The following is a 26543-nucleotide window of genomic DNA, read 5'->3' as shown; positions in this document are numbered from 1 at the left end:
TGCAGTGGTCAGTCGTAGTCAGTAGGAGAACGCCATGAGCAGTAACGGCACCCTGTTCGAGATGCGCAACATCGTGAAGTCGTTCTCCGGTGTGCGCGCGCTCGACGGCGTCAGCCTGGCAGTGAAGCCGGGTGAGTGCGTCGGTTTGTGCGGGGAGAACGGCGCCGGGAAATCGACCCTCATGAAGGTGCTGTCGGGGGTCTATCCCTACGGCACCTTCGAAGGCGAGATCCTGTGGGACGGTGAGCCGCTGCGCGCGCATTCCGTGCGCGACAGCGAGCGCGCCGGCATCGTCATCATCCATCAGGAACTGATGCTGGTGCAGCAGCTCTCCGTCACGGAGAACATCTTCCTCGGCAACGAAATCACCAAGCCGGGGGGCCGCATGGACTACGACGCCATGCACGCCAAGGCGGAAGAACTCCTCGCCCGCCTGCGCCTGACCGACGTGAACGTGGCCGCCCCCGTAATGAACTACGGCAGCGGCCACCAGCAGCTTTTCGAGATCGCCAAGGCGCTCGCCAAGAACGCGCGCCTGCTGATCCTGGACGAACCGACCTCGTCGCTGTCCGCCAAGGAAATCGAGGTGCTGCTGTCCATCATCGACGACCTCAAGCGCAGCGGCGTGGCGTGCGTCTACATCTCGCACAAGCTCGATGAGGTCAAGCGCGTGTGCGACACGGTCACCGTCATCCGCGACGGCAAGCACATCGGCACGCGCCCCGCCGCCGACATGACCATCGACAACATCATCACGATGATGGTCGGACGCGAAATGACGTCGCTGTTCCCGAAGGTGGAACACACGGTGGGCGAAGTGGTGATGGAAGCCCGCAACGTCACTTGCTGGGATGTCACCAACCCCAACCGCAAGCGCACAGACGGCGTGAGTTTTGCCGTGCGCCGCGGCGAGATCCTCGGCGTTGCCGGGCTCGTCGGCGCTGGGCGCACGGAAATGGTGTCTGCGCTATTCGGCGCCTACCCCGGCCGCTCCAGCGCCGAGATCCTCATGGAAGGCAAGCCCGTCAAGGTCGGCTCACCGGCGGATGCAATCGCCGCCGGCATCTGCCTCGTGCCCGAAGACCGCAAGCGTCACGGCATCGTCCCGCTGATGGCCGTGGGCGAGAACATCACGCTCGCCACGCTGGCGCAATACGCGCGCGGCTTGCGTGTCGACAAGGGCGCCGAACTCACCACCGTCGACCGCGAAATCAAACGCCTGCGCATCAAGACCGCCAGTCCGGCGCTGGCGATTGCCAGTCTCTCCGGCGGCAACCAGCAGAAGGCCGTGGTCACGAAGATGGTGCTGGCGATGCCGAAGGTGCTGATCCTTGACGAGCCGACGCGCGGTGTCGACGTCGGTTCCAAGTACGACATCTACAAGATGATTGCCGACCTGGCCGCCAGCGGCGTCGCCATCATCATGGTCTCGTCCGAGATGCCGGAAATCCTGGGCATGAGCGATCGTGTCCTGGTCATGGGCGAAGGCCAGCTGCGCGGCGACTTCGTCAACCAAGGCCTCACCCAGGAGCGCATCCTGGCTGCTGCAATCAACGCTGAACCCGGCCGCCAAGCGGCTTGAATTGCCATGTCCAATATCCTGCAATCCCAACTCGCCCGTCAGAACGGTGGCAGTGGCGGCCCGCGCCTGGACGGCCGCGCCATCCAGCAATTGTTCGTGCGCTACAAGGTGCTTGCGCTCCTGCTGGCCGTGGCGCTCATCTGGGTCTTCTTCTACTTCCAGACCAACGGCACCTTCCTCAAGCCGAACAGCATTTCCAACCTGTTTCTGCAGATGTCGGTGACCGGCATGCTGGCCTGCGGCATGGTGTTCGTCATCATCGCGGGGGAAATCGATCTTTCCGTTGGCTCGCTGCTTGGCTTGCTGGGCGGGCTGGTCGCCATCCTCACCGTCAACCTGGGCTGGAACACGTGGCTGGCCGTGGGGACGGTGCTCGTGGCAGGCGCGGCCATTGGCGTGGTCAACGGCTTCATCACGACCAAGCTGCGCGTGCCGTCGTTCATCGTCGGCCTGGGCGGCATGCTGGCGTTCCGCGGCCTGCTGCAGTGGAGCACCGACAGCGTGACCATCGCCCCGGTGCCCGATGACCTCGGCAACCTCGCGCAGAGCTTCGTGCCGGCATGGCTGGCGTGGTCGCTGGCGGCTGTGATCGTGGCGGGTTCGGTTGTGCTGACCGTGCGCCGCCGTCGCGAGCGTGCGCGCCTGTCGCTCTCGCTCACGCCGATGTGGGCCGACGGGCTGAAGCTCCTGGCCATCGCTGCCGCCTCGTTCGGCTTTGTCGCAGTACTCAACCAGGCCAGCGGCGTGCCGCTGCCGGTGCTGATCCTGCTCGTGCTGCTGGCCATCTTCTCGTACGTTGCGACACAAACGGTCTTCGGCCGTCACGTCTATGCGGTGGGCGGCAACATGGAGGCCACACGCCTGTCTGGCGTGAACGTCGGCCGCGTCAAGCTGCTGGTGTTCGTGCTGATGGGCCTGATGTGCGCCTTCGCGGGCATCATCACCACCGCGCGTTCGGCGGCGGGATCGCCCTCCGCCGGAGTGGGCGGCGAACTGGATGCCATCTCCGCCTGCTTCATCGGCGGCACGTCGATGCGAGGCGGCTCGGGCACCGTGTACGGCGCACTGATCGGCGCGCTCGTCATGGCCAGCCTCGACAACGGCATGCAGCAGATGAACGTCGACGCCTCATGGCAGATGATCGTCAAGGGCGTGGTGCTGGTTGTCGCGGTGCTGATCGACGTGCTGTCGGGCTCCAATCGGGGCTGACAGCGGCTCGGTTCACATCACTCCAGGGCCCATCCGGCCCACCCTCCCTGATCCGGAACGACACGGCGGCGCGCGACGTTGCAGCGCCAGCCGCCGATCGTCCTTTTTTCTCCTCATCCCGAACGGAATTCGACATCGTGGCTGACTACCAAACCCCTGCTCGCGTTCTTGTGACCGGCGTGGCCGGCAACCTGGGCCGCAAGGTCGTCGAGGCCCTGGCCTCCGCCCCGTGGTGCACGTCCATCATCGGCGTCGACTGGGTTGCCCAGAACGTCGAGTTTTCGCCGCAAGCGGCCGCACGTTTTCAATGGGTCAAGGCCGACCTCACGCAAGCCGATGGCGCATGGACGGATCTGCTGGGCAACGTCGATGCGGTCATCCACCTGGCCGCCATCCACTCCACGCCGGACGCAACGTGGGAACAGGCGCTGGCCTCCTACGGCATGACGCTCAACGTGCTGCAGGCTGCGGCCACGCACGGTGTGCGCCGCTTCGTGTTTGCCTCGTCCAACCACGCGATGGGCGCATACAAGGATCAACCCCTGGCCGGCACCATCGGCCCCGGCAAACTCACCGCAGAGTTGGCCCCTGCCCCAGGCACGCGCTGGAATAACGGCACGGAAGACGTCTACTCGCTGGCCTACGGAACGTCCAAGGCCATGGGCGAACGGCTCTGCAAGGCGGTGGGCGCCGTCTCGGCAGCCAACGGCGGCAAGCTGTCGATCGTGTCGCTGCGCATCGGCTGGGCACTGCCCGACGACAACGACCCGAACGACATCAACTATTCCGGCACCGCCGACACGCCCGTCCCAACCGAACTGCCCGACGAAGCCAGCCGCGTCGCACTGCGCTGGTTCCGCAACATGTGGCTATCGAATGGGGATTTGCGCCAGCTGTTCCTCTGCTCCGTCACGGCAGACCCGGCACGCTGGCCCGCGCCGGCTATCGTCGTGAACGGCGTGTCGAACAACCGTGGAATGGATTGGGGTCTCGAGACCGGACGCGAGCTGCTGGGGTATGAGCCGCAGGATGATTTGTATGCGCTGATCCGGCAGCCTGCCTAAGTTAACGCGCGGGCTCAACGCGCCGGCGCACAAGTCGATTCCCGAATCACCAGCTCATACTGCAAATTCTCGTGCACCGAATGCGGCGTCAGCCCCGGCAGGTGCGGGCGATGAATTGCGATGAGCTGTTCCACAGCCGCATGCGCCATCGCCTGGATCGGCTGGCGCACGGTGGTGAGCGCCGGCCAGAGCTGGCGTGAGAGCGGCGTGTCGTCGTAGCCGCAAATGGAGAGCTCTTCCGGCACCTTGATGCCGCGTGCCTGGGCCACCCGGAGCACGCCGGCGGCCATGTCGTCGTTGCCGGCAAAGATTGCGGTGGGGCGTGGCTCGCAGGACAGCAATCGCTCAGCGCAGGCGACGCCCGATTCGAACGAGTGCTCGCCCTGCTCGACCAGCCGTTCGTCGACTTCGATGCCGGCCTGCGCCATCGCATCGCGATAACCGAATACGCGCTGATACGCCGCGCCGTGGGCGGGGTCGCACACTACGAAGCCGATGCGGCGGTGGCCGAGCCCGATGAGGTGCAGCGTCATGTCGCGCGCGGCGGCGCGGTCTTCGGTATTGACGGACAACCCCTTGTGCTCGCGATCGGCAGGGGCCAGGCGCACGTAGTCGATGCCGGCTTCATCCAGCGCCGTGATCAGCGACGGCACGTCCGACACCGGCGGCGTCAGGATGATGCCGGCCAGGGCACGCTGGCGCGCACTCTGGATGATCTGGTCAGCGAGGTTCGGATCGCGGTAGTTGCACGGCGTGAGCAGCAGGCTGTAGTCGAGCGCCTGGCAGGCTTCGAGCGCGCCATGCTGGATGTTGACGATGTAGTTGTCGGAGGGGTTGTCGTAGACCAGCGCGATGATGTCGGCGCGCTTGCTCGCCAGTCGGCGCGCAGCCGGGTTGGGCCGGTAGTCGAGCGTCTGCATCGCCTCGACCACCTTCGCACGCGTCTTCTCGCTGATGTTCGGCTCGTGGTTCAGCACGCGCGAGACGGTCTTGATGGACACGCCCGCATGCGCGGCAACATCATCGACAGTGACGGCTCCGGCGTTGCGCTTCATGGTCTGGCGATGGTCTGGCGAATGTGGTTCTGAAACACGGAACGGGCGCCATCATGCGCCCGCCAACGTGTTCGATTTTACCGCCAACCCCCACGCGGCGCGGCCGAAAAAAACTAACGGGCGCTCAATCCCGAACGGCCCATCGGCAGCCGGACGATGCCTTGCGCCAGGCTCACGCCCAGCAGGACGAGGCCGCCGCCGATCCAGTGATAGCCGTGCACCGTTTCGCCCAGCATCACCGCGGCCATGCCGGCCGTGAAGACAGGCATCAGGTTCATCAACACCGCCGTGCGCTCGCTGCCAATGCGCTTGAGCCCCTGCATCCACAGATACGACGCGACGATCGACGAGGCAATACCCGCAAACACCACCAGCCCGATGCCCTTGGCGGGCACGGCCACGCTGTGCGCCGTCATGGCCACCGGCACCAGCATGACGACGGCCATGAGCACCTGCACGTACAGGTTGATCCACTGCCCGAACGGCAGCGCCCAACGGCGATAGAGGATGTTGTAGAGCGCGTAGGCCGTGGCGCCGGCAAGCACGAGCACGTCGCCGTGGTTGATGCCGCCATCGAACAGGTTGGCCGGCTCGCCGCGCCCCAGCAGATACAGCACGCCCAGGAGCGACACCACCACGCCGGTCACGGCCTGCGCCCCGACCGGCTGACGAAATACCACCACGTTCAGGGTCAGCCCCAGCATCGGGATCAGGGCGCCGATCACGCCCATGTTGGTCGCGCTCGTGCTGTGCGCGGCGTAGTACGCCAGGCACTGATACATCACCATGCCAAGCAGGGCGAGCACCGCAAAGCGCCGCCATTGCGCCAACACGGCACGACGCTGGCGCCATAGCGGCCGCGCGCAGAACGGCGTGAGCACGACGGCCGCCAGCAACCACCGGTAGAACGAAATGGCCGCCGGGTCCACCACGCCAGCCGCGGCTTTCGACACGATTGTGTTGGCAGCCCAGATCAGCACCGCCAGCAAGGGATACAGCACAGGCACAGCGGCCTCCTCGAGCACTGGAAGACCGCAGTGTAGTAATGTCCGGTTCAAAACATATACTGCAAACCAGACAACCTCACCCCTAGAACGCGACAACCGTGGCCGACACCCTGTACACCGCCTACCGCGAAGCCGATCTACGGGTGCCCAAGGGTCCAGCTTGGAATTTTTGCGGTCCGTTTGTGCTCGGTGTCCCAGTGGTCTTTGAGCGAAGAGACGCTCCTCTGCGTGCGGGACAGCCATGCCATTGAAACCACATGCCTCGCCCCTCCGGGCTCACGGCAATCACACGCCACAGCGAAAGGCAGACCGGTTTTCTATTGTGAAGGCTCACTGCCCCGCCACGCCAGTTGCAGACGCTCACGACTCGCCGCGCGCAATTTCAGCAGTCCCAGCTCCCTGGCCATGAGCGGCAATGCCGATTCCTCATCGTGTCCGTCGTCTCGGTACTGGCACGCGAGAGATGCCAACTCGGAAAGAGACACCTCGTCAACAGAACGCACATTGCCGGACTGAGGTCTCCGAAATCCCACCAGTGCGTTCTCACAGCTGTCCTTAGGCCAAAAGAACACGCCGACGTCTTCTTGCCTTGGAAGGAAGTGCTTTTCCGCAAGTCGAACCACGCGATCCTGTATACGCGCGCCGGTCCGAGACCAGTTATGCGCTCGGGCAATCCGCCGCGCAAGCACCTCGTCCCTGATGGGCCCTTCAACGCCGATGACGTGGTCGATCATGTCAAGCAACGTCGTGTCATAGGTTGGCTCAAAGAACGCGTCCGGATTGCCCGAATACCCAGCCGCCCCAAGGTCCGCCTCAACAAAAGTTCGGCCACCTACGTCCTGCGGCGAAAGCTCAGCGGAGTGGTCCGAAGCGTAGACGACAGACGGTTCGATATCCGCTGGATCCGACGCGGATGCGCCCGTCATCGTTTGGACGGTGGATGACTCCGGTGCTCGTTTTGCCATCGCAGTTTCGATTGTGGCCTTTGCCAGCGCGTCGGCCTGCTCCTTCTGCGATGCCCTATCTGCGCGCTTCACCGACAGCAGTTCCAATAGTTTTTGATGGATTTTCTCCGCCGTACCTTCAGCGTCAATCCACCAGTCCGTGGACCAGACCCGAACGATGTCCCAACCGAGTCCACGCAGCACCTGTTCTCGGAGCTTGTCACGATCGCGCGCGGTGGCGGACCTGTGATAGGTCGCGCCGTCGCATTCGATGCCCGCCAAGTACGAACCGGGGGCATCTGGATCAACCACACCGAGATCAATCCGGAAAGCTGAAATTCCTACCTGCGTATGCACATTCCACCCTTTGCGCACCAGCTCTGCGTGAACGGCTTGCTCAAACGGGCTGTCGAAACCACCTAGGCTCCCGGCAACAGCCTCACCGAGCGCACGAGCGCCTCGCTCTGCAAACTCCATGAAGTGCTTCAGATCTCGTACGCCAGTAGCCTGTGTGCGCGACAAATCAAGCTGCTCTGGCCGCAAACTGGAGAAGACGCGCAGTTCGTGCCGAGCGCGCGTGATTGCTACGTTAAGCCGCCGTTCCCCACCCTGCTTGTTCATGGGGCCATAGTTCATGGAGATTTGGCCACCAACCGTCGGCCCGTACGTGAGCGAGAAGTACATGATGTCTCGCTCATCTCCCTGAACGCTCTCGAGGTTCTTGACGAACACCGGCTCGAGTTCGGTATCCATGAAGAACGGCTCGATGCTCGGGTCCTTGCGCCGCTCTTCGTCTAGGAGGTCGAGAATGAGCGTTTGCTGCTCTGAATTGAAGGTAACCACCCCCAACGTCAGGCCCGACTCCCTAAAGCCTCGCGCTTTGAGTCGCGCCACAAGATCCGCAACAAGCGCGTGTGCCTCTGGCTTGTTGATACGCGCGCCGCCTTTCTCGTAAACACCGTCTTTCACATGATGGAAGCTCACCGCTCGATCTGCCGTTACAGGAGAGGGGAACGTGACGAGGCCCCCTGCGTAATACCGGTGATTGGAGAAGGCGATCAGGCCCTCGTGTCGGCTGCGGTAGTGCCACGACAGATTCATCCGAGGCAAGTTGGCACCGATGCATTCATCAAGGATGCTCTCAAGGTCGCTCTCGATCTCGACATCCTCGGAATCCGATTCTGCTCTATCGAAGAAGTTTGTCGGTGGGAGCTGCTTCGGGTCCCCGACCATAACCACTTGCTTGCCGCGAGCGATTGCCCCGATGGCATCCCATACCGGTATCTGTGATGCCTCGTCGAACACGACAAGGTCAAAATCCGCTGTATCCGACGACAAATACTGTGCAATCGACAACGGGCTCATTAACAGGCACGGTGTCAGCGACAATACCGCACCGGGTGCTTGTTTCATCAGCTCTCGAAGCGGCAAGTGTTTTGCTTTCTTCTGCATCTCATAACGCAGCAGGCCCCATTCCGAGTGTCTGGACACGCTGCTTTGGCTCGGGAGATCCGCCGAGAGTCTTGCGCTTACCCACGCCTGAGTGAGCTTCGTGAAACGGTCGTCAAGTTCGCAGAAATCTAGAATGCGCTTTTCGTGTTCGGCAGAAACGAAGCTGCGAAGCACCTCATCCGCATCTACGAGGGCATTCAGCCACCAGCGAGCGTAGGCCGTATCAAACGTCTCGCGTATGTGCCCCGCCGACACCGCACCCTGCTCGACCGCCGCAATCAGGGGGCCGAGGCCAAGTGCGATTGCCTGGCTGCGCGCCTTTCTCCAGGCACACCATGCGTTGAGCCGACCTTCGGACCGCATGACTTGCGCAGCCTTATCTCGAATCTCGCTCGGTGTAAGGCCGAAAATAGCCGCACTATCGTCACTCAGTCCGCTGGCGGCGGAAAACTCGCTTGCCGCGGCGTCCAACGCGTTCTTTGCCTCGTTGTAATCCGCTCCGCAGACTGCGACTGCCCCTTCCGTTTCCAGCAGCATGTTGCCCGCGCCTAAGAGGTGTCCCAAGCTATCGTGAACTTCTGCAGCGGCGTCTGGAGTACTGGCGAGAGGAGGCAACGCTGTGAGCAAAGACAAATAGAACTCGTGAACGGCGATCACATCCTGCGCTCTCGTCTTCAGTCCGTTCCACAAATTTGCGGTCTTCCCTCCGAGGTCGGCGAAGGTATCGAGCTCTCGCTCCAAGTGAACCAACTTGCGCATATCGGCGAGTGTGCGCGCAGGCTCGTCACCGCACTTCCCCGCCTCCGCCGGACCCAACCCGTTATCTACCCAGGTGTTGCCGGCCGCCGCTTCACGCAAAGCCGTCTGATACATGGCAAACGACATTGCGGCAACAAGGTCCGTTTGATAGACAGCCCAAACAGCGGGCATGTCTGCCGCGATAGACTCGATATTCGCGAGATCTGCATCGATTTGGCGCAGCTCGCGCATACGCAGCAAATCCGCTCGAACTGATTCTCCACACGCACCTTGTGCAACGGGCTCAAGGCCGACATCCTCCCAGTCAGTCTGCGCACGCGCGGCAACAAGGGCCTTTTGGAATACGATCGACGTGCGTGCCACGTCAATATCGGTATCCAACGCCGCCCACAACCCGCCCGTTGAATGCTTGAGTTCCGAGATGCCGACAACCTGCGACTTGAGCTCGTCAATCCTGATAAGGTGCTCGATATCGCTCTTAATGGCAGGCTCGCCGGGGCCGGTCGCAGCATCCCTGAGCTTTTTACCGAGCGCTCTACGGCGTATCCACCTCATGGGCCACCACGATGCTTCAACCTCGGCCAGATCCGTCTTCAGTTGCTTGATGAAAACGCTCGTCAGATTCGATTGATAGACCAGCGACAGCTGTTGCGTCTCCTCCGTGATCGCGACAAGCAGGTCAATGCCACTACGCAGTTTCTCCACCACATTGAAGGGCCACGGCTCAGATAGCTGCCCGATCAGCTCACGGTGACGCGTCAAGAGCGCGATCGCGCGGCGGATGGCCTCTACGCGCTGCGGCTCCAACGGCGTCGGCAGCGCTGAATGGACGGCGGCATGCTCTTGAGCCAGTTGTACGCTCCGTTGCAATCCTTCGAAGAGCTGTTTCGCATCAGGCCGCAGGACAAATGTCCAATCGCGCCCGGCAGCGCTCGGAAGAATCCGTGCCAGTACGCTCAGTGCCGCGCGGCCCTTCCTGTCCAGCGCGACACGGGGAAGACCCAACAATCGAACAAACTCGGTAGCACATGCCTCGAATTGCTCGGTGGCAGGCTGCATGCCTGCCGCCTTAGCAACCAGCGTGGCTTGCCATGTTGGCGACCATTCGCTGTGCTCCACGTGAGCCAACGGCGAAGCCGCAAGGTTGCCTTCACCCACAGCTGTTACATTGACGTCTAGTAGGTCAGCAGCTTCCTGCAATCTACCGAAAGCGCCTCGGTCGTGTGCCTGCGGACCGCCCCAAGAGAGCGGAATCAGGGGCACGTGCCTGCCCGCCACGACGCGCCCAATCGCGTCATAAGCGGACATCCCATTGGCATGCCGCGTATGCAGCCGCTCGACGTAACGGTTCAGCTGCGCTCGCGTGGCGCCCAGGCGTTCTGCCTCGGCCAGCCAGCCAGAAGGCTCCACCACACCAGCGGCGTCCCACGATCGCCGTAACTGCTCCAGCACCTCAAACTTGCGCGCCTTGCTCGAGTGCAGTTCCAGACAAAATCCGCCGAGACCGACATCTTTCAGGCGGCGATAGACAACGTCCAAGGCCGCCATCTTCTCGGAGACGAACAGCACGCGCTTGCGCTCAGCAAGGCATTGCGCGATAAGGTTCGCAATGGTCTGGCTTTTTCCGGTGCCCGGTGGCCCGATGAGAACAAAATCCTTCCCCTTGCTGGCTGCCGCGACCGCCGACAACTGCGAAGAGTCCGCCGGCAAGGGACAGAACGTTTCTTGAGGCAGCAGCTCTCGATCAAGGGTCCTCGCATCCGGAAATGCGATGGGGCTCGGATATAGATCTCGTGGGGTCTCTATGAGGTGCTTGACTACAGGGTTCTGCTTGAGCTGATCCGTGCGCTCCACCAAATCCTTCCACATCAGGTACTTGGCGAATGAGAACGTGGACAAAACGACATCGTCGACGACTTCCCAGCCCTTGATGTCTTTAATGGCGTCGGAGACCCTGTTCCAAATGGCTGACACATTCAGACCTGCGTCGTCCTTGGGGAGCTCACCCTCCACGATATCCAAGGTTAGATCGAAGTCTTGGCGCAGCATTTCGATCAGCGTCGGATTGAACCGTGGCTCGTCGTCGTGCAGCTGGACACTGAAGCCCGAGCGCGCGTTCTTGCGCTCGAGACTCACTGGTACCAAGATAAGTGGTGCGCGAAACCGCTTATCATCCGTGGCTTCGCGCCTCCAAGACAAGAATCCCAGCGCCAGGAATAGCGTGTTCGCCCCGCCCTCCTGTAGCGCAGCCCGAGACGAGCGGTACAGTTCCGTCAAGCGGGCGTCCATTTCTTCCTGCGCGATGCCAACGAAGACTTCCTTCCGCTTGAGCGCATCCAACGCATGCGCGCGCCGCACATTCTCACGCTCACGCGCTTCGTGGATTGCTTGGCTTCTCGGATCACTGCCATCCATTAAATCTGGACGCGGCAATAGCCGGATTGCATGTCCCTCTGCCAGCAAATCTTCCAGCTCACTGGGCTCCGGCGCATCTAGCTTGATTGCCTTCTTGGTTGCCTTGAAGTTCAGCAGATTGTTTCGTAGAGACAAGTCCAGCAGCTTGCGCTGCCAACGGGTCAGCCGGTCTTCCGGTCGTTCCGGTGTTTCATCGTTGAGGTTTCCTCGCACTTCAGCGGGGAAGTCGGGGGCATCCTCGAACCCTGGTTCGATCTCCATGTCCTGTACCGGGACATTGCTACGAGCATTAGCCTCTCCGCTAGCGAGTGGCTTGATCCGCTGAAGGCGGGCACGCCGAACATCCACGGCAAGTTCGAATTTCTGCTCCTCCGCTTCGGATATCTGATGGCCCCCCCGTTCGACCGCGTAGCTGAATCGCGGCAACGGCCGCTGAGTCACGAGCGTGGTTTCGAAAAGCACCAGTTCCTTCAGGCGAACTCGTTTGCGTAGCGCGGTGACGTCGTCGACCACTGTTGTCGTAAATTCCTCTGCCTTCAGCCAGACGCCAGCGAACGCGTGGCCGTGAGTGAACACCGCAATCGGATGTAGGCCGGCCTGCTCGATCCCAGCGCAGAAGAGGAGCGTGAGGTCTAGGCACGTCGCAAGCCCTGCTTCGGCGATTTGCGTGGGACCCCTAACCTTTTGGCCCTGATGCTCAAAGCTGGCCGGAGGCAGCGCATAGTCGAGCCCCATGGCGCCGACAGCAGTCCAGAGTGCGGAGGTGAGCTCCCAAGCACGCTTGGCCCCCCCTTGGTAACCGTCAATAGCCCCGCTCTTTCCTGCCTTGCGGAGGACTTCGGACGCCTGTTTGAGTAGCCGCTCCACTGCAGGGTCGTTCGGTTGAACAAACGCCGCCACCATGTCGGGCAAGTACGACAACCCGCCCCACTGGTTACGGGGCAGCAACTCGACGGGGAACTCAGACACCGCCAGTTCGCTTGACTCACTGGTCAACAGCCGGAACGTAACTACGGCCTTTTCTGCCTCCGTCAAACGTCCCAACAAGGCGCCATCCAGGGGAATATCGAGATCTGAAATGCGAGCTGTCTGCTCGGAGCCTAGTCGGTCAATGTGCCAGATTTTCGTTCTAAGGAACGCCGGCTCAGATGCAATGATCAGGCGTAGGCCCTGGTATTCCAGCGGCGTGTCGTTAATAACAGTCAGCTCACGGATAGCGGGTATAGCGTTCTGAAAATCCGCCAAGTTAATCTTGTTTGCCAGAGTGGCAGAAACCGCCACACGCGGCGGTTCATTTACCACTGAAGAAAATTCTGTGTTCGCGTTGTCCATCCTTCCCGCCCATACGCTTCGTCTGGCGAAGAAACATGCCAGGAAGCAGTGATTTTTATCAATAACGCCCGGAACCGGACGATATAGTGCATTCGAACTAATACGCAGTGGTCTGGTTGCCGATATTCGTGCTGGTCATTATGACCTCTGGATGGTGACATAAATGCGGAGCCCACTCCATCCCATCTCCGGCATGCATGAGTTGCTCTGAGTTGCTGGACATTCTGCTGTGCCGCATTGGTCGATGTTCCATTTATGCGTAAAGCTAAGCCATCAGAGAAGAATTCTATGCATCAGTCATGTTACGAATGGTTATCGGAATAGCCCTTTCATTCCCCGACCTACCCCGCTCTCGGCAGCGAGCATGCTCGCAGCTCTCACTATCGAAGGGGCCAGCGCTCGGCTGTCAGCCTGGGTAGCGATGGACGCCATCGCTGCATGCACGTGGGCCAGCGCGACGGCCACCGTCTCAACCTAATGCGGGCAACGGCAGCACGGAAGAGCAAAGCCCCCGTCCATAGCCCGAAACCGATCGCGACGCGCCAGTTGACGGAGAAGGCCGCGGGCTCCGGTGGATGTTGAGGCGGCTTGCGATCACGCTAGGTCCACAGTGCAGCCCACGCGACCGCGACCGTCACGGCAACTATCAGCGGCTCCGAGCGCAGGCGTCACGGGCTGGCGTCGCGTCAATGGCTGCAATGAGCAGAAGCATCTGCGCCGGCGTAGCGACATTGGGGAGTAGCGCTGCAGCTACCGCACCGTCGATCGGGCGATATTCCGTGCGCACCCGCGCGGCCATCGCTGTGATAGTCGCCACGCTCGATACAAAACCGCTTAACAAACCGGCCGGCAGCGACTCGATGCGCTCTCCGGACTATCGCGCCGCAAAGTGCCCCGTCTTACCGGTCACCATGACCGCCGGCACGGCCGGCCAAAACGTGGCGCGTTCCCGGCGCTGAATGGACCAAAACATATACTGCAAACCAGACAACCTCACCCCTCGAAAGCGACAACCGTGGCTGACACCCTGTACACCGCCTACCGCGAGGCCGATCTACGGGTGCCCGAGGGCGCTCCGTTCTACTTTCGCTACGACCATTTCGAGCCCGAAACCGATATCGAGCCGCACACGCACCCGTGGGGTCAGATCAACCGCATCAGCCTGGGTTTGATGGAGGTGGTGGTCGATGGCCGTCGGCTGACGGCGCCTGCCGAATACCTGATCTGGGTGCCGGCCAACCGGCCGCATTCGGCATCGATCCGGCAGGCGACGGATTTCCTTTCGCTGTACATGGCCGAACCGCTCGCGCAGCGGCTGCCGCCCGTGGCCTGCCTGATTCCGCAGACACCACTGGTGCGTGCGCTGTTCGAAGACTTCGCCACGCGCCGCGTCACGGCCATGGCCGACGAATGGGACTTGCGCCAGTTCGAATTGCTGGTCGAAACGTTGGTGCGTGCCGGCCACGCGGACAGCTACCTGCCCGACAGCACCGACCGCCAGCTGGAGCCCATTCTGCAGGCCATCCGCCTGGACCCCGCCGACACCACCACGCTGCAGCAATGGGCCGAGCGCGTGCACAGCACCGAACGGACCCTTGCGCGGCGCTTCCAGACCGAACTCGGCATGAGCTTCGTGCAATGGCGCAACCGCGTGCGCCTGCTGCGGGCGCTGGTGTGGCTCAAGGAAGATCGATCGGTGCAGGACATTGCGCTCGCGCTGGGCTACGGAGCACCGTCGGCGTTCATTGCGATGTTCCGCAAGCAGGTCGGGTTCTCGCCCGAACGCTATCGACGGCAGATCTGCGGCGAGACCGAACGCCCCGCCATGCACATCACCGATCAGGCCGCAAGGTAAGCGGGCGCTGCGCTCGAAAGCGATTGCTTCACGTGGCGGCCAACGTCATCGACGAGCACCTCGTCGCGGCCGTCCGCGAGTGCGCGCAGCACTTCCGCAACGACCTGCTCGGGGGTCGACTTCGGTGCAGTCACGCCCGCCGTCATGTCGGTATCGATGTAGGCCGGGTGCACGCCCACCACGCGCGTCCCCTGGCTGCGCAGCTCGTGCCGCAAGCCATTGGTGAGCGCCCAGGCCGCGGCTTTCGATGCGCTGTAGGCCCCGCTGCCCGGCAGCGCCACCCAGCTCAGGACCGACAGCACATTGACAACGACGCCGCCGCCGTTGCGCTTGAGCACCGGCGCAAACGCCTGCGTGACAGCCAGCAGGCCCCACACGTTCACGTCGAAGATCTTGTGGATCGCGCCGATGTCGCCGGAGGCAAGCAAGGAGGCCGGCTGCATGATGCCTGCATTATTGATGACCACATCCACGTCCGTCAGCGCTGCTGCGGCGGCGGTGATCGACTCCGCGTCGGTTACGTCGAGGCGCACGGCGTCTACGCCCGGCTGCGTGACGGACTGCGGGTCGCGGGCACCCGCATAGACCTTGGCCGCACCGGCGGCCAGCAGCGCCTGCGTGAACTGCCGTCCCAAGCCACGATTGGCGCCCGTCACAAGAATGGTCTTACCTTTGATATCCACGTCGATCTCCATATGTGCATATGCACAGTTTTACTGCAAAAAAATGCGCCGTTGCCCGGCGCGGGTTCAAGTCGTGGTGAGGGCAAACAGCGCTTCGCGAAGCGCGCTGGCCCGCTCAGCCCCGAATTTGTCGTCAATCTCCTGCTGGGCCGCCCGCCAATGCGTCTCGGCGGCTTTGAGCAGCGCCAGCCCCCGCGGCGTCAGATGCAACGCCGTCGCACGTCCTGTGGATGCGGCCTTCTGGACGAGCAAGCCATCGCGCTGCATCGGTTGAAGGGCGCGCACGAGGGTGGTTCGATCCATCACCAAGGCTTCGGCCACCGACGCCATCGTCGGTTCAGCGGGGGCCGTGGCAATTGCGACGAGCACCGAAAACTGCGACGACGTGAGTCCCACCTCGCCCAGATGGCGGTCGTAAAGCTGCGTGACATAGCGCGCCGCCTGACGGACGGCGAGCGCGGTGCACTTGGGGGTTTCAGGTAACTGCGACATGCGCTGCAGTTTATCAGTGCATATGCACATGTCAAGCGATTCCGTATCGGACGATATCGATTCAGACCAGCAAAAAGACTCTGTTCCCGCTTGCAGGCGGCTGGATGGCACGCGCGGCACAACTCAAAACAATTGTGAGAAAGCGCGCCGCATCGCCGTTTGCGGGCCGCTGTGTCCTTTAGAATTCGGTCTGTTGCAGATTTGGAAGTCCACACATGCGCACACCACGGTTCGCATCTGTTCCGCTACTGGGCAGCGCGCTCGCCCTGAGCACGCTGGCACTCAGCGGCTGCAGTTCGCTGATGTCGGAAGGCACGACCACCGCGGCCGGTATCGGCGGTGCAGCCCTCGCCGCCAAGGTGACCGACAACGCGGCCGTGGCCACCGGCATCGGCTTGGGCGTCCAAGCCGGCGCACGGGCCGCATTGCAACACAGCCAGCGCGTGGTCCACACCGAAACCCAAGACCACATCGCGCGGATCGCCGGGGCGCTGGCCGACAACACCGTCGGCAACTGGCAGATCAAGCACCGCATTCCCCTGGAGCCCGACGAACACGGCCGCGTGGTGGTCACGCGTTCGATCAACGGGCCGCTCGTCAACTGCAAGGAAATCCTCTTCACCGTGGACGGCGTTGAAGACGGTGCGGCGAAGGTCGACTTCTTCGTCGCGTCGATCTGCCATGACGGCAAGCAATGGAAGTGGGCGACGGCAGAACCGGCCACGGCGCGATGGGGATCGCTGCAATGAGCCGCAAGCGCTGGCTTGTCGCAGCGTGTGCGGGCCTGATGGCTGGCTTGATGGCCGGCTGCTCGTCGGTCGGGCCGTTGACCGGCGCCGCAGCGGGCGTGGCCACCGGCACCGTCACAGGCAACCCGGCGGTGGCCTATGGCGTTGCGGTGTCGGTCAACGCCGCGACCGATGCGTCGATCAAATATGCGACGCGCAAATGGGCCGCCAGCGAGCAGGATGCGCTGGCCATGGCCGTCGGGCGGTTGAGCGACAGCACGCCTTCGCTCAACTGGTCGCTCGAACGCATGATGGGCTTCACCAAGGCGCACGGCCAGGTCGTGCTCGTGCGCACGTTCACGACACCGCTCGCCACGTGCCGCGAAGCGGTGCTGACCGTTCAGGAAGCGCTCGCGCCCAAGAACGCACCGGGGGCCGGCTACACGATTTACGCGTGCCAGAACGGCAGCACATGGCAGTGGGCCAACGCCGAGCCCGCCGTGCCGCGCTGGGGCAACCTGCAGTAGCGTCGATCGTCCGTCAGGACTTGGCGGCAAGGCGCGTCACGGCATCCTGCAGAAACCGCTTGCTCGCCTCGACGATCATGCGCTGCATGGCCTCGTCGGGCATGGCCCGCGCGATATGGATGGCACCCACCAGCTGCGCAATCATCGCCCACGCAGCATCGTCGTCCCCCAGACGCTGCGCGAGGATCGCGTGCCCCTTGCGCATCTCTTCCTGATACAGCGCGCGGACTGACGCGTCGGCGCGGGCGATCTCCGCGGCAAGGCCGGGCACGGCGCAACCGGCCTCGGGATGCTTGACGTGGGCGAGGCACAGGTAGCGGTCGAGTTCGAAGCGCAGCCAATCTTCGGCGGTGTCGTGCGGATTGCCGGCCCACATCTCCCGGCTGGCGGCCAGTTCGGCCTCGATCAACGCCTTGAGCCAATCCGACTTGGAGCCGAAGTGGCTGTAGAACGCGCCGCTGGTCATGCCGGCCGCCTGCGCGAGCGCGTCGACGCCGGTCGCGGCAAAGCCGTTCACCTTGACCTTGCGGCCGGTGGCCTTCAGCAGCGCCTTGCGCTTTTCTTCCTTGTGACCGGGCTGGTATCGCATGTTTTCCCCTGCACTTCCCCGCTTGACACTATGCAACCAGTAGCATAATTTTGTTTTCCGTAACGATCGTTATTTTATAAACGAGGTGGACATGGAGACAAGCAACAACAAGGCGGCGCTCGTCATCGGCGCCGGAGACGCCACGGGCGGCGCCATCGCCAGACGCTTTGCGCGCGAGGGCTACATCGCCTGCGTCACGCGTCGCTCGGCCGACAAGCTGCAGCCACTGGTCGAGGCGATCCGCGCGGAAGGCGGGCAGGCGCAGGGCTTCGCATCCGACGCGCGCAAGGAAGACGACGTCATCAAGCTCGTCGACGACATCGAACGCGACGTCGGGCCCATCGAAGTGATGGTCTTCAACATTGGCGCCAACGTGCCGAGCAGCATCCTGGAAGAGACCGCGCGCAAGTACTTCAAGATCTGGGAGATGGCGTGTTTCTCGGGTTTCCTGGCGGGGCGCGAAGTGGCCAGGCGCATGGTCACGCGCGGGCGCGGCACGATCCTTTTCACGGGTGCGACGGCCGGCATGCGCGGCGCGGCCAACTTTGCGGCGTTTGCGGGCGCCAAGCATGCGTTGCGCGCGCTGGCCCAGAGCATGGCGCGCGAGCTGGGCCCGAAGGGGATACACGTGGCGCATGTGGTGGTCGACGGCGCCATCGACACCGCGTTCATCCGCGACAACTTTCCGGAGCGCTACGCGCTGAAAGACCAGGACGGCATCCTCAACCCCGAGCACATCGCCGAAAACTACTGGTATCTGCACATGCAGCCGCGCGACGCGTGGACGCATGAACTCGACCTGCGGCCCTGGATCGAGCGTTGGTAGGCACCCGCTCCAACCGATCACAACATCACAACATCACAACATCACGACACCAGGAGACACACACATGAAGCAGGTCGAATTCTTCTTCGATGTCGGCAGCCCTTACAGCTACCTGGCCTATCACCAGTTGCCGAAGATCGCGCAGGCCACGGGCGCGGAGATCGTCTGGCGTCCGATGCTGCTGGGCGGCGTATTTCAGGCCACAGGCAACAGCAGCCCGGCGACGATTCCCGCCAAGGGCCACTACTCGAATGTGGATCTGGAGCGCTGGGCGAAACACTTTGGCGTGCCGATCCAGCAAAACCCCCACTTTCCGATCAACACACTGCAATTGATGCGCGGTGCGGTCGGCATGCAACTGCGCAGCGACGCGGAATTCCACCGCTACCTCGCCGCCATCTTCAGCGCGATGTTCGAGCATCCGCGCAATCTTGGCGATCTGCAGGAGCTGGCTGCGGTGCTGGAAGCGGCGGGCATCTCCCCGGCGCTGATGCTGGAGCTTGTGCAGGACGACCGCGTCAAGCAGACGCTGCGCAAAACGACCGAGGAAGCGGTGGCGCGCGGCGTGTTTGGCGCGCCCACGTTCTTTGTCGGCGATGAGATGTTCTGGGGGCAGGATCGCCTGCACTTCGTCGAGGCAGCGCTGTCCTGACAACCTGGCATGCGTTGGCGATCCGGCCGGCGCATGCACCTCCCATCTCCCCTTCGCTTACGAGGTCATGCTGCCTTGTCTTGTATTTTTAATACGAATCATTATCATTTGTGTTCTTAGTTAAATTGAGCACTGCCATGCACGGTATTGCCCTCCTGCTCGGGCTGCTTGCAGCGGGCTGCCTGTATGCGGCCGCGCCCAACCAAGTGTTGCTCGCACCGGCCTCGCGCCTGCGCGGGCGCTTGCTGTGCGGCATCGCCGGTGTGCTCTCGGTCATCGCCGTGGTGCTGTGGAACGATGTGCTCGGCTGGGCAGGGGCGGTTATCGCCGTGGCGCTGGTGGTCACGGGGGCCTTGTCGCTGTGGCCCATGTTGGGCGCGTGGACGCATCAACGGCGCGCAAGCAGCGAGACGCCGTCATGAGCGGCATGGGCACCAAGTGGCTGGCCGGTACCGTGCTGGGGCTGCCGCTGTCGATTGCGCTGTGCACGCTGGCGATCCTCTGGCTGCCGGGGGGCTGGGAAAGCGGTGTCATCGGGGCACTGCTCGTCTGCCTGCCGCTGTGGGCGGTGATCATCAGCGTGAGCGTGTTGTTTCCGACCAGCGCCCGCGCGTGGGGCGTGCTCGCGGCCGCCAATGCCGTGTCATTCGGCGTGCTGTGGCTGCCGCGCCTGATGGTGGCCTGACCTCGCCATGAAATCGACGACCTTACGTCTGTATCAGACGCTGCATACCTGGGTGGGCCTGATGGCGGGCTGGGCGCTGTTCATCGCGTTCTTTGCCGGTGCGCTCACCGTATTCCATGAAGAGCTGCATGCGTGGCAGAACCCGCTGCGCGCCGACCATGCGGCCGTTGCCACCACGCCTGCCGATATCGACCACTTCGTGAACGCGCTGGTGCGCACGCATCCGGCCGCGGCGGCCAGCGCGTACGTCATCTTCCCGAACGAGGGCGAGCCGGAATTCTCTGCGTATTGGCAGAACAGCAAGGGCGATTGGCAAATGACGACCGGCAGTGGGCTGGCGGCCGGCAAGACCTCGCCGAAAGACCTGTCGATCGAACCCTCCAAGGGCGAGCTGGCCAATTTCCTGAACCGGCTGCACTACTCGCTGGGGCTGGAGGAGCCGGGCATGTACTTCATGGGCGTGATCTCGGTGCTCTATGGCGTGGCGCTTATTTCGGGCGTGCTGCTGCACCTGCCGCGCCTGAAGAAGGATCTGCTGGCCGTGCGCCCGGGGCGCAATCTCAAGCGCTTCTGGATGGACATGCACAACGTGCTCGGACTGTTCAGCCTGCCCTTCCACCTGATCTTTGCGATCACCGCGCCGGTGCTGTGTCTGAGCATCGTGCTGATGACCGTGTTCAACACCGTGGCGCTCAACGGCAAGCTGTTCGACGCGGTGCCGCGTGTCACCACGGCGGCGGGCACGGTGGTGGCCGCCAAGCACGCCGCGCCCATGCTGCCGGCCGAGCAGCTGCTGGCCCGTGCACGCGAGGCGGCCGGCCCGAACTTCACCGTCAAGTCGATCCACTACCAGCAGATTGGCGATGCGAATGCCGTGGCGGAACTACGCGGCAGCAGCACACGCGCGGTCGGCGACTACGGCTCGGTGGCAATTCACGCGGCGGCCGACCAGCCCAACAGCGGCAAGCTCGTCGGCAACCAGACGCCCGATGCGCGCGACACCAATCACGCCCTCTACAGCCTCGTCTACGGCTTGCACTTCGGCAGTTACGGTGACATCGCCTTGCGTCTCGCCTATCTGGTGATGGGCCTCGCGGGGGCCTTCGTCTTCTACTCGGGCAACCTGCTGTGGATCGAATCGCGCCGCAAGCAGCGCAAGGCCGAACAACCGCGTCTGCATCAACTGCTGGCCCGCGCCACGGTTGGCGTGTGCATCGGATGCTGCGTCGGCGTGATGGCGACGTTCCCAGCGGCGCTGCTGTGGCCGGAGCGCTCGGCGGGCGTGACGTACTACACCGTGTTCTTCGCAGCGATTGCGTGGGCGATGCTGCGGCCGCCCGCACGCGGCGCCGTCGAACTGCTGAGCGCCGCCGCCATCGCGGCGGTGCTTGCGCCCGTCACCAACGCCGTCGTGACCGGCGACCACCTGCTGCGCACGATGGCGCGCGGCGACTGGATGGTGGCCGGTTTCGACCTGGGCGCACTGGCGCTCGCGTGCGGCTTTGTCGGCCTCGCACGGGCGACGCTGCGCCGGGCGCGCCAGGGTGCGCCCGATTCCGTCTGGGCCATGCCGGTGCGCGAATCGCGCGTCGGCAACGACCTGCATCCGAGCGTCGCCAGAGAGCCATAGCTCTACACGCCGCCACCAAGAAGCCACAACCACCCGCACAGGACTCGCGCATGCCGCTCGCCGGCACGCACGCGACTGCGCACGCCTGCACACAACATTGATTCAGGGGAGCTGATCATGCGAGTCGCTGCTTTACCACCCGCTTCACGCCGTTCCATCAACCGCCTTCGCCCAACGCCGCTGGTACGCAGGCTCGCACTGGCTTTTGCTGCCATCGGCGCAGGCGCGTCGGCCCACGCGCAGCAGAGCACCACGCAGGTCGACCTGCCCGCCACGCAAGTCACCGCAGGCAAATCGGCGGCCTATGGTGCGAAGCAGGCCAGCACCGGCGCACTGGGCGACAAGGCCGTGCTCGATACGCCGTTCACCATCAACGTTGCCACGCAGGAGCTGATCCAGAACCGTCAGGCACAGACGATCGGCGAGGTTTTCAAGGGCGATCCGGCGGTTACGGCCAACAACGACGGCTACATCGGCGAGGCGTCGAACATCACGATCCGCGGCTTGCAGCTCGACCTGCTGGAGGGCTACAAGGTCGACGGTCTGGCCGTCCCCAACTGGGGCAGCGATGTGCCGCTCGAACACTTCGAACGCGTGGAGCTGCTCAAGGGGTTATCGGGTTTCATGTATGGCTTCGGCACGCCGGGCGGCATCGCCAATTTCGTGACCAAACGCCCGACCAACACCTTTGGCGGCAGCGCCACGTTCGGCTTTACCAGCGGCGGCACGCTCAAGGAATCGCTCGATGTGGGCGGACGCTTCGGCCCCACCAAGGCCCTGGGCGCGCGCCTGGGTGTGGTGCATGAAGAGGGCGACACCTTTGTCGACGGTGGCCATATCAAGCGCGACTCCGCATCGCTCGCACTCGATGCGCGCATCACGCCCGATCTGCAGTGGTCGTTCGACGGCCTGTACATGCAGCGCAACGTGCAGGGCGCCTACTACGGCATCATCCCCGGCCAGGATTTTGGTGTGCCGGTCACGGAGTTCGTGCGCACGCCGCGCGCCATTGACGGCAGTCAGCGTGTGTCATCACGAGGCTCGTATTACGAGACCGAGATCAAATCCGTCGGCACCGAACTGAACTGGGCCGCCACCCCAGATTGGAACGTGCGCGCCGCCTATCGCTACACGCAGCAGAACCGGGGCAATGCCGACAGCGCGATCCAGCTGACGGACAACGCGGGCAACTTCAGCGAGCTGCAGTACAGCTCGTACCAGCGCTACCAATACAGCCAGGCGCAGGTGATGGCCAACGGCAAGGTGCGCACAGGCCCGATCGAACATGAACTCGTCTTCGGCACCTCGTGGCAGAGTCTCACGCAAGCCACGGGCGGTTTTGCTTCCACGCTGCTCGGCACGGGCAACCTGTACGACACGTCGGCGTTCGTGTCGTCGGGGGCGACACCGATGCGGGTGCCCGCGTCCGACGGTCTGGCTCGCACGTCCCGGATCGACCAGACGTCCGTCTTTGCGAGCGACACGGCCAAGTTCAACGAGCACTGGTCGGTGCTGGGCGGGTTGCGCTATACGCGTTTCAACCAGACCGGCTACAACACCGACGGCAGCACCTCGGCCAAATACACGCGCGAGCCGATCACGCCCACGCTGGCGCTCATGTTCAAACCCGTGCAGCCGGTGACGCTGTACACCAGCTATGTGGAATCGCTTGAAGCTGGCGCCACCGCACCGATCACCGCGCTCAACGCCGGCACGGTATTCGGGCCGCTCAAGAGCAAGCAGATCGAGGTGGGCGCCAAGGCTGAACTGCACGACTGGACATTCGGCGCGGCGCTGTTCCAGGTGCAGCGCGGGCTGGCGTATCTGCGGCCGGACAACGTCTATACGCAAGACGGCATGACGCGTTATCGCGGGCTCGAACTCAGCGCGCGCGGCAAGCTCGCGCGTGACTGGACGCTGCTGGGCGGGGTGCTGTTCATGAATTCCGAGAACACGGAGTCCGATGCCTCCGTGCTGGGCAAGCGCGCCTACGGGTCGCCACGCTTCAAGGCGACGGCCTATGTGGAATATGCCGTGCCGCCGGTGCCTGGGCTCGTGCTGTCGGCAGGTGGGCAGTACGTCGGCAACTCGGCGCTTGAAGCCGACAACAGCAACATCGTGCCGGGGTATCACACGTTTGATGTGGGGGCGCGGTATTCGACCAAGGTGGGCGGCAAGCCGGTGACGCTGCGGTTCAACGTCGACAACCTGACGAATGAGAAGTACTGGTTGCCGAGTTGGGGGTTCATTCTGGTGCAGGGGGCGCCTCGGACGTTTAGGGCTAGTGCTACGGTTTATTTTTGATTTTTTGTTTTTGCTTTTGTTTTTGTTCTGGTGTTGTTGGTGCGCCCCTTGTTTCATCCCCTGCCGGGGCTGACTCACTTTCTTTGGTCTTGCCCAAAGAAAGTAAGCAAAGAAATGCGCGCCCGAGATGGCGACCCATCCCTTGAATTTCTGTAACCGTGCGGGGAAGGAGGCAAACTCGCTTCGCTCAGACAAGCCTCCTTCCTTTTTCCGCCCGCTTACAGAAATTCAAGGCGCCATCTAGGGCAGGAAAGTCAAAGGACAAAGCCAAACACCCTGGGCGCAAGCCCAAACGACAAAGGCCAACCGCGCGATGGGTTGGCCTTTTTCTTTTGACGTTGAGCCCTAGATGGCGCCTTGGATTTTTGTTGCGGGAAGGATAAAGAGGGGAGGCTTGTCTGAGCGCAGCGAGTTTGCCTCCCCTCCCTTCCCGCGACACAAATCCAAGGAATCTTTCGCCATCTCGGGCGCGCCTTTCTTTTGCCTACTTTTCTTTGGCAAGACAAAGAAAAGTAGGTCGGTCCCGGCAGGGAACGAAACAAAGGTGGACCACCAACACACAAAAAAACAAGTTGCATATCTAACCATCATCCCCTACCATCCACCTCACCATGTTCGACCACTGCCTCTACTTCAACACCACCGCCCTGGCCCGTAAGCTCGACCGCGTCTGGGCAGACGCCTTTGCGCCGTTCGATCTCACGCCGCCGCAAGGCTTCATGCTCCGTGCGATCGTCGACCGCCCGGGCATGCTGCAAAGCGAGTTGTCGGAAGCGATGTCGGTCACGCGCCCCACGGCAACGCGCGCGCTGGATGGGCTGGAAAGCAAGGGCCTGATCGAACGTCGCAAGACGGAAGCCGACGGCCGCGAGACCGCCATTTTCCCGACGCCGGAAGCCGTCAAGATCGGTGCGGCGTTGAACGAGGCCAGCGGCGCCGTCACCGCAAGGTTGAAGCGCGTGCTGGGCAGTACCGAATTCACCGATACGGTGACGAAGATCCGAGGTGTGCGCTCTACCCTGACATGAGCGTCCATTTTTTTTGGCCATGTAGTTGCATTGCTAACTAATAGGAGAAACCATCATGCCCATCCTCAACGTCAAAGTCAGCGCCAAACGTTCTGCAGAAATGACGCAGAAGATCGCCAGCACCTTGCTGGAACTCACCTCCCGCATCCTGGGCAAGGACCCGAAGGTCACGGCCATTGCCATCGACTATGTCGACCCGGAAGACTGGATCGTCGGCGGGCAGACGCTGGTCGCGCAAGGCAAGAACAGCGTCTATTTCGACATCAAGGTGACGGACGAAACGAATACCAAGGCGGAAAAGGCGCAGTACATCGCCGAGGCATTCACGGCGTTTGCCGAGCTGCTCGGCAATCTGCACGAAGAGAGCTATATCTATGTGCAGGACGTTCGCGCCGCAGCTTACGGCTACGGCGGCAAGACGCAGGAATACCGCTACCAGCACGCGTAAATGTGCCGGCCGCATCGCTCCCAACCCAACAACGATCAGGTGACATCATGAACCGCATGAGCGCTTTCTTCGCGGCCAGTTGGCTGGCCGCTGCGTTGCTGTACTTTGGCCAACATTCGCTGCCGCTGACCGCGCTCTCGGGTGTGGTGTTGCTGGCTGGTTTCGATTTGTTGCGTCCGTGACGCTTCAGCGCGTGCGCTGTTGCGCCCGGTATTGCAAGGGGCTGCAACCGTGGCCGGCAGAGAACGCGCGGCTGAGTGCGCTGACACTGCCGTAGCCGCATTCGTCGGCAATGTGATCGAGCGGCAGTCGGCCCGTGCGCAGCAGAAACGCCGCCAGCTCCAATCGCAGCGCCGCCACGTAACGCCGCAGGTTGCTGCCGGTGGCGGCAGCAAAACGGCGCGTCAAGGTCCGCTCGCTCATCGCTGCCTGGGCGGCCAGCTCGGCCAATGCAGGCGGCGATTCCAGTTCCCGCTCCACCATTTCCTGGATGGCGAGCATGGCGGCATCGCCGTGGCGCTTGAACTGCGCCGTCCATACGGCCATGTGTTCGTATGACGGCAGGGATTGCGTGAGCGCCGTGCGCAGCATCCGCCGCGATGCGCCCGCCCCGCGGCAGTGATCGATGACGTACGCGCAGGCGTCCACGGCTGGGTTGATGCCGCTGACAGTGATGATGCGGCCATCCACCGCAAGCGGCCGGTCGGGCGTGTAATGCACGTCGGGAAAATGCCGTGCAAACCAGGCGCGCTCGCTCGCCAGCCCCGTCGCTCTACAACCATCCAGCAACCCAGCCTTGGCGAACAGCGGCGCCGCGTTCATGCCAACGACCAAGGCGCCAGCGTCATAGCGCCTGCGCAGCCACTCGGCGAGGCGTGCTTCTTCCGCATCCAATGTCGCCTCCGGGGCGAACTGTGCGGGCACGATCACGACGTCGTAGGGCGCATCGGTCAACGCGGCGGTGGCAGGCACGGGCATATCGCCAAAGCTTCGGACGGCCGCCCCATCGGCTGACAACACATCGATATCGAAGAGCCGGCTGCCCATCACATCCACGCTGCGCGCCTGCATGGTGCCGGCCACCAGCAACATCTCCTGGGTCAGAAACACGTAACCGGCAAACAGGCGCGGCGGCAGCAGGATGGCAATGCGCGCCCGCGTGTGCAAACCGGCGCGTTTGGAGGCAGCTTTCGGCTGGCGCTTCATATCAATAAAGTGGCGATCCAGATCAACCGGAATTGTCGCGGCCTTGTTGAAATACGGCAACCCATCTGCCG

At 63.0% G+C, this 26543-nt stretch carries 23 protein-coding genes; 15 read left to right on the top strand and 8 right to left on the bottom strand.

The features are described 5' to 3' along the window. Positions 1-34: 34 nt before the first annotated feature. The 3 genes from N511_RS0112935 (at position 35) to N511_RS0112925 (ending at position 3855) form a co-directional block, all read left to right on the top strand. The gene (locus tag N511_RS0112935; protein ID WP_027679688.1) at positions 35-1582 is read left to right on the top strand and encodes a xylose ABC transporter ATP-binding protein; all 1548 of its coding nucleotides are present in this window, start codon (positions 35-37) and stop codon (positions 1580-1582) included. 6 nt (positions 1583-1588) lie between these two features. Further along, complete coding sequence (locus tag N511_RS0112930) at positions 1589-2791, top strand: sugar ABC transporter permease (RefSeq protein ID WP_027679687.1); 1203 nt, start codon at positions 1589-1591, stop codon at positions 2789-2791. A 137-nt stretch (positions 2792-2928) separates the two neighbouring features. Beyond that, positions 2929-3855 carry an NAD-dependent epimerase/dehydratase family protein gene (locus N511_RS0112925; protein WP_027679686.1) on the top strand — a complete coding sequence of 309 codons (927 nt, stop codon included), beginning with the start codon at positions 2929-2931 and terminating at the stop codon, positions 3853-3855. Between the two features lie 14 nt (positions 3856-3869). On the opposite strand, the gene N511_RS0112920 is transcribed toward N511_RS0112925, so the two are convergent. The 4 genes from N511_RS0112920 to N511_RS25525 all read right to left on the bottom strand — a co-directional run bounded on the left by N511_RS0112920 (position 3870) and on the right by N511_RS25525 (position 13618). Further along, positions 3870-4910 (bottom strand): LacI family DNA-binding transcriptional regulator, encoded by a 1041-nt coding sequence (locus N511_RS0112920; RefSeq protein WP_027679685.1) that lies wholly within the window; start codon positions 4908-4910, stop codon positions 3870-3872. 113 nt (positions 4911-5023) lie between these two features. Then, positions 5024-5917, bottom strand: coding sequence for a DMT family transporter (locus N511_RS0112915; RefSeq protein WP_027679684.1), 894 nt, complete (start codon positions 5915-5917; stop codon positions 5024-5026). Positions 5918-6234: 317 nt separating this feature from the next. Continuing rightward, the gene (locus N511_RS0112910) at positions 6235-12819 is read right to left on the bottom strand and encodes a DUF3320 domain-containing protein (RefSeq protein ID WP_027679683.1); all 6585 of its coding nucleotides are present in this window, start codon (positions 12817-12819) and stop codon (positions 6235-6237) included. 646 nt (positions 12820-13465) lie between these two features. Continuing rightward, positions 13466-13618 (bottom strand): hypothetical protein, encoded by a 153-nt coding sequence (locus N511_RS25525; protein WP_231479635.1) that lies wholly within the window; start codon positions 13616-13618, stop codon positions 13466-13468. Between the two features lie 216 nt (positions 13619-13834). Here N511_RS25525 and N511_RS0112905 point away from each other — a divergent pair, with 216 nt between their 5' ends. Beyond that, a complete protein-coding gene (locus N511_RS0112905; RefSeq protein WP_027679682.1) occupies positions 13835-14674 on the top strand; it encodes an AraC family transcriptional regulator in 840 nt (279 codons plus the stop codon). On the opposite strand, the gene N511_RS0112900 is transcribed toward N511_RS0112905, so the two are convergent. Both N511_RS0112900 and N511_RS0112895 read right to left on the bottom strand, forming a co-directional pair. Continuing rightward, positions 14659-15357 carry an SDR family oxidoreductase gene (locus tag N511_RS0112900; RefSeq protein WP_027679681.1) on the bottom strand — a complete coding sequence of 233 codons (699 nt, stop codon included), beginning with the start codon at positions 15355-15357 and terminating at the stop codon, positions 14659-14661. The two genes, N511_RS0112905 and N511_RS0112900, sit on opposite strands and share 16 nt — an antisense overlap. A 66-nt stretch (positions 15358-15423) precedes the next feature. Continuing rightward, positions 15424-15849 (bottom strand): MarR family winged helix-turn-helix transcriptional regulator, encoded by a 426-nt coding sequence (locus tag N511_RS0112895; RefSeq protein WP_027679680.1) that lies wholly within the window; start codon positions 15847-15849, stop codon positions 15424-15426. 215 nt (positions 15850-16064) lie between these two features. Between N511_RS0112895 and N511_RS0112890 the strand changes: the two genes are divergently transcribed. Next, a complete protein-coding gene (locus tag N511_RS0112890; protein ID WP_027679679.1) occupies positions 16065-16598 on the top strand; it encodes a hypothetical protein in 534 nt (177 codons plus the stop codon). Then, positions 16595-17104: a hypothetical protein gene (locus tag N511_RS0112885; RefSeq protein ID WP_027679678.1), complete on the top strand. Its 510-nt coding sequence runs from the start codon at positions 16595-16597 to the stop codon at positions 17102-17104. The genes N511_RS0112890 and N511_RS0112885 overlap by 4 nt, the downstream gene beginning before the upstream one ends. 13 nt (positions 17105-17117) lie before the next feature. Here N511_RS0112885 and N511_RS0112880 read toward each other — a convergent pair whose 3' ends face one another. Further along, positions 17118-17693: a TetR/AcrR family transcriptional regulator gene (locus N511_RS0112880; protein WP_027679677.1), complete on the bottom strand. Its 576-nt coding sequence runs from the start codon at positions 17691-17693 to the stop codon at positions 17118-17120. A gap of 91 nt (positions 17694-17784) precedes the next feature. On the opposite strand from N511_RS0112880, the gene N511_RS0112875 reads away from it, so the two are divergent. The 9 genes from N511_RS0112875 (at position 17785) to N511_RS25595 (ending at position 25448) form a co-directional block, all read left to right on the top strand. Continuing rightward, positions 17785-18519 (top strand): SDR family oxidoreductase, encoded by a 735-nt coding sequence (locus N511_RS0112875; RefSeq protein ID WP_037026652.1) that lies wholly within the window; start codon positions 17785-17787, stop codon positions 18517-18519. A gap of 64 nt (positions 18520-18583) precedes the next feature. Then, positions 18584-19171: a 2-hydroxychromene-2-carboxylate isomerase gene (locus N511_RS0112870; protein ID WP_027679675.1), complete on the top strand. Its 588-nt coding sequence runs from the start codon at positions 18584-18586 to the stop codon at positions 19169-19171. 137 nt (positions 19172-19308) lie between these two features. Next, a complete protein-coding gene (locus N511_RS0112865) occupies positions 19309-19593 on the top strand; it encodes a hypothetical protein (protein WP_027679674.1) in 285 nt (94 codons plus the stop codon). Beyond that, positions 19590-19856 (top strand): hypothetical protein, encoded by a 267-nt coding sequence (locus N511_RS0112860; protein ID WP_027679673.1) that lies wholly within the window; start codon positions 19590-19592, stop codon positions 19854-19856. Before N511_RS0112865 ends, N511_RS0112860 begins: the two co-directional genes overlap by 4 nt. A gap of 7 nt (positions 19857-19863) precedes the next feature. Continuing rightward, a complete protein-coding gene (locus N511_RS0112855) occupies positions 19864-21486 on the top strand; it encodes a PepSY-associated TM helix domain-containing protein (RefSeq protein ID WP_027679672.1) in 1623 nt (540 codons plus the stop codon). Positions 21487-21603: 117 nt separating this feature from the next. Next, complete coding sequence (locus tag N511_RS0112850) at positions 21604-23790, top strand: TonB-dependent siderophore receptor (protein WP_027679671.1); 2187 nt, start codon at positions 21604-21606, stop codon at positions 23788-23790. Between the two features lie 611 nt (positions 23791-24401). Then, entirely contained in the window at positions 24402-24818 is a 417-nt protein-coding gene (locus tag N511_RS0112845; RefSeq protein WP_027679670.1) for a MarR family winged helix-turn-helix transcriptional regulator, read from the top strand. A gap of 55 nt (positions 24819-24873) precedes the next feature. After that, the gene (locus N511_RS0112840; RefSeq protein ID WP_027679669.1) at positions 24874-25266 is read left to right on the top strand and encodes a tautomerase family protein; all 393 of its coding nucleotides are present in this window, start codon (positions 24874-24876) and stop codon (positions 25264-25266) included. Between the two features lie 47 nt (positions 25267-25313). Continuing rightward, on the top strand, positions 25314-25448 hold the full coding sequence (locus N511_RS25595; RefSeq protein ID WP_004632518.1) for a hypothetical protein: 135 nt from the start codon (positions 25314-25316) through the stop codon (positions 25446-25448). A 4-nt stretch (positions 25449-25452) separates the two neighbouring features. Here the strand turns inward: N511_RS25595 and N511_RS0112830 are convergent, their stop codons facing one another. Beyond that, positions 25453-26472, bottom strand: coding sequence for a GlxA family transcriptional regulator (locus tag N511_RS0112830; RefSeq protein WP_027679668.1), 1020 nt, complete (start codon positions 26470-26472; stop codon positions 25453-25455). Between the last annotated feature and the right edge of the window lie 71 nt (positions 26473-26543).

Source organism: Ralstonia sp. UNC404CL21Col (assembly GCF_000620465.1).
Taxonomy (GTDB): domain Bacteria; phylum Pseudomonadota; class Gammaproteobacteria; order Burkholderiales; family Burkholderiaceae; genus Ralstonia; species Ralstonia flatus.
This window is presented reverse-complemented; position numbering and strand designations above follow the sequence as displayed.

Coding starts and splice junctions, on each gene's coding strand:
- N511_RS0112875 (WP_037026652.1), top strand. CDS start 17,785: ATGGAGACAAGCAACAACAAGGCGGCGCTCGTCATCGGCGCCGGAGAC.
- N511_RS0112865 (WP_027679674.1), top strand. CDS start 19,309: ATGCACGGTATTGCCCTCCTGCTCGGGCTGCTTGCAGCGGGCTGCCTG.
- N511_RS0112870 (WP_027679675.1), top strand. CDS start 18,584: ATGAAGCAGGTCGAATTCTTCTTCGATGTCGGCAGCCCTTACAGCTAC.
- N511_RS0112930 (WP_027679687.1), top strand. CDS start 1,589: ATGTCCAATATCCTGCAATCCCAACTCGCCCGTCAGAACGGTGGCAGT.
- N511_RS0112830 (WP_027679668.1), bottom strand. CDS start 26,472: ATGAAGCGCCAGCCGAAAGCTGCCTCCAAACGCGCCGGTTTGCACACG.
- N511_RS0112860 (WP_027679673.1), top strand. CDS start 19,590: ATGAGCGGCATGGGCACCAAGTGGCTGGCCGGTACCGTGCTGGGGCTG.
- N511_RS25525 (WP_231479635.1), bottom strand. CDS start 13,618: ATGGCCGCGCGGGTGCGCACGGAATATCGCCCGATCGACGGTGCGGTA.
- N511_RS0112840 (WP_027679669.1), top strand. CDS start 24,874: ATGCCCATCCTCAACGTCAAAGTCAGCGCCAAACGTTCTGCAGAAATG.
- N511_RS0112910 (WP_027679683.1), bottom strand. CDS start 12,819: ATGGACAACGCGAACACAGAATTTTCTTCAGTGGTAAATGAACCGCCG.
- N511_RS0112850 (WP_027679671.1), top strand. CDS start 21,604: ATGCGAGTCGCTGCTTTACCACCCGCTTCACGCCGTTCCATCAACCGC.
- N511_RS0112885 (WP_027679678.1), top strand. CDS start 16,595: ATGAGCCGCAAGCGCTGGCTTGTCGCAGCGTGTGCGGGCCTGATGGCT.
- N511_RS0112890 (WP_027679679.1), top strand. CDS start 16,065: ATGCGCACACCACGGTTCGCATCTGTTCCGCTACTGGGCAGCGCGCTC.
- N511_RS0112845 (WP_027679670.1), top strand. CDS start 24,402: ATGTTCGACCACTGCCTCTACTTCAACACCACCGCCCTGGCCCGTAAG.
- N511_RS25595 (WP_004632518.1), top strand. CDS start 25,314: ATGAACCGCATGAGCGCTTTCTTCGCGGCCAGTTGGCTGGCCGCTGCG.
- N511_RS0112855 (WP_027679672.1), top strand. CDS start 19,864: ATGAAATCGACGACCTTACGTCTGTATCAGACGCTGCATACCTGGGTG.
- N511_RS0112880 (WP_027679677.1), bottom strand. CDS start 17,693: ATGCGATACCAGCCCGGTCACAAGGAAGAAAAGCGCAAGGCGCTGCTG.
- N511_RS0112920 (WP_027679685.1), bottom strand. CDS start 4,910: ATGAAGCGCAACGCCGGAGCCGTCACTGTCGATGATGTTGCCGCGCAT.
- N511_RS0112935 (WP_027679688.1), top strand. CDS start 35: ATGAGCAGTAACGGCACCCTGTTCGAGATGCGCAACATCGTGAAGTCG.
- N511_RS0112895 (WP_027679680.1), bottom strand. CDS start 15,849: ATGTCGCAGTTACCTGAAACCCCCAAGTGCACCGCGCTCGCCGTCCGT.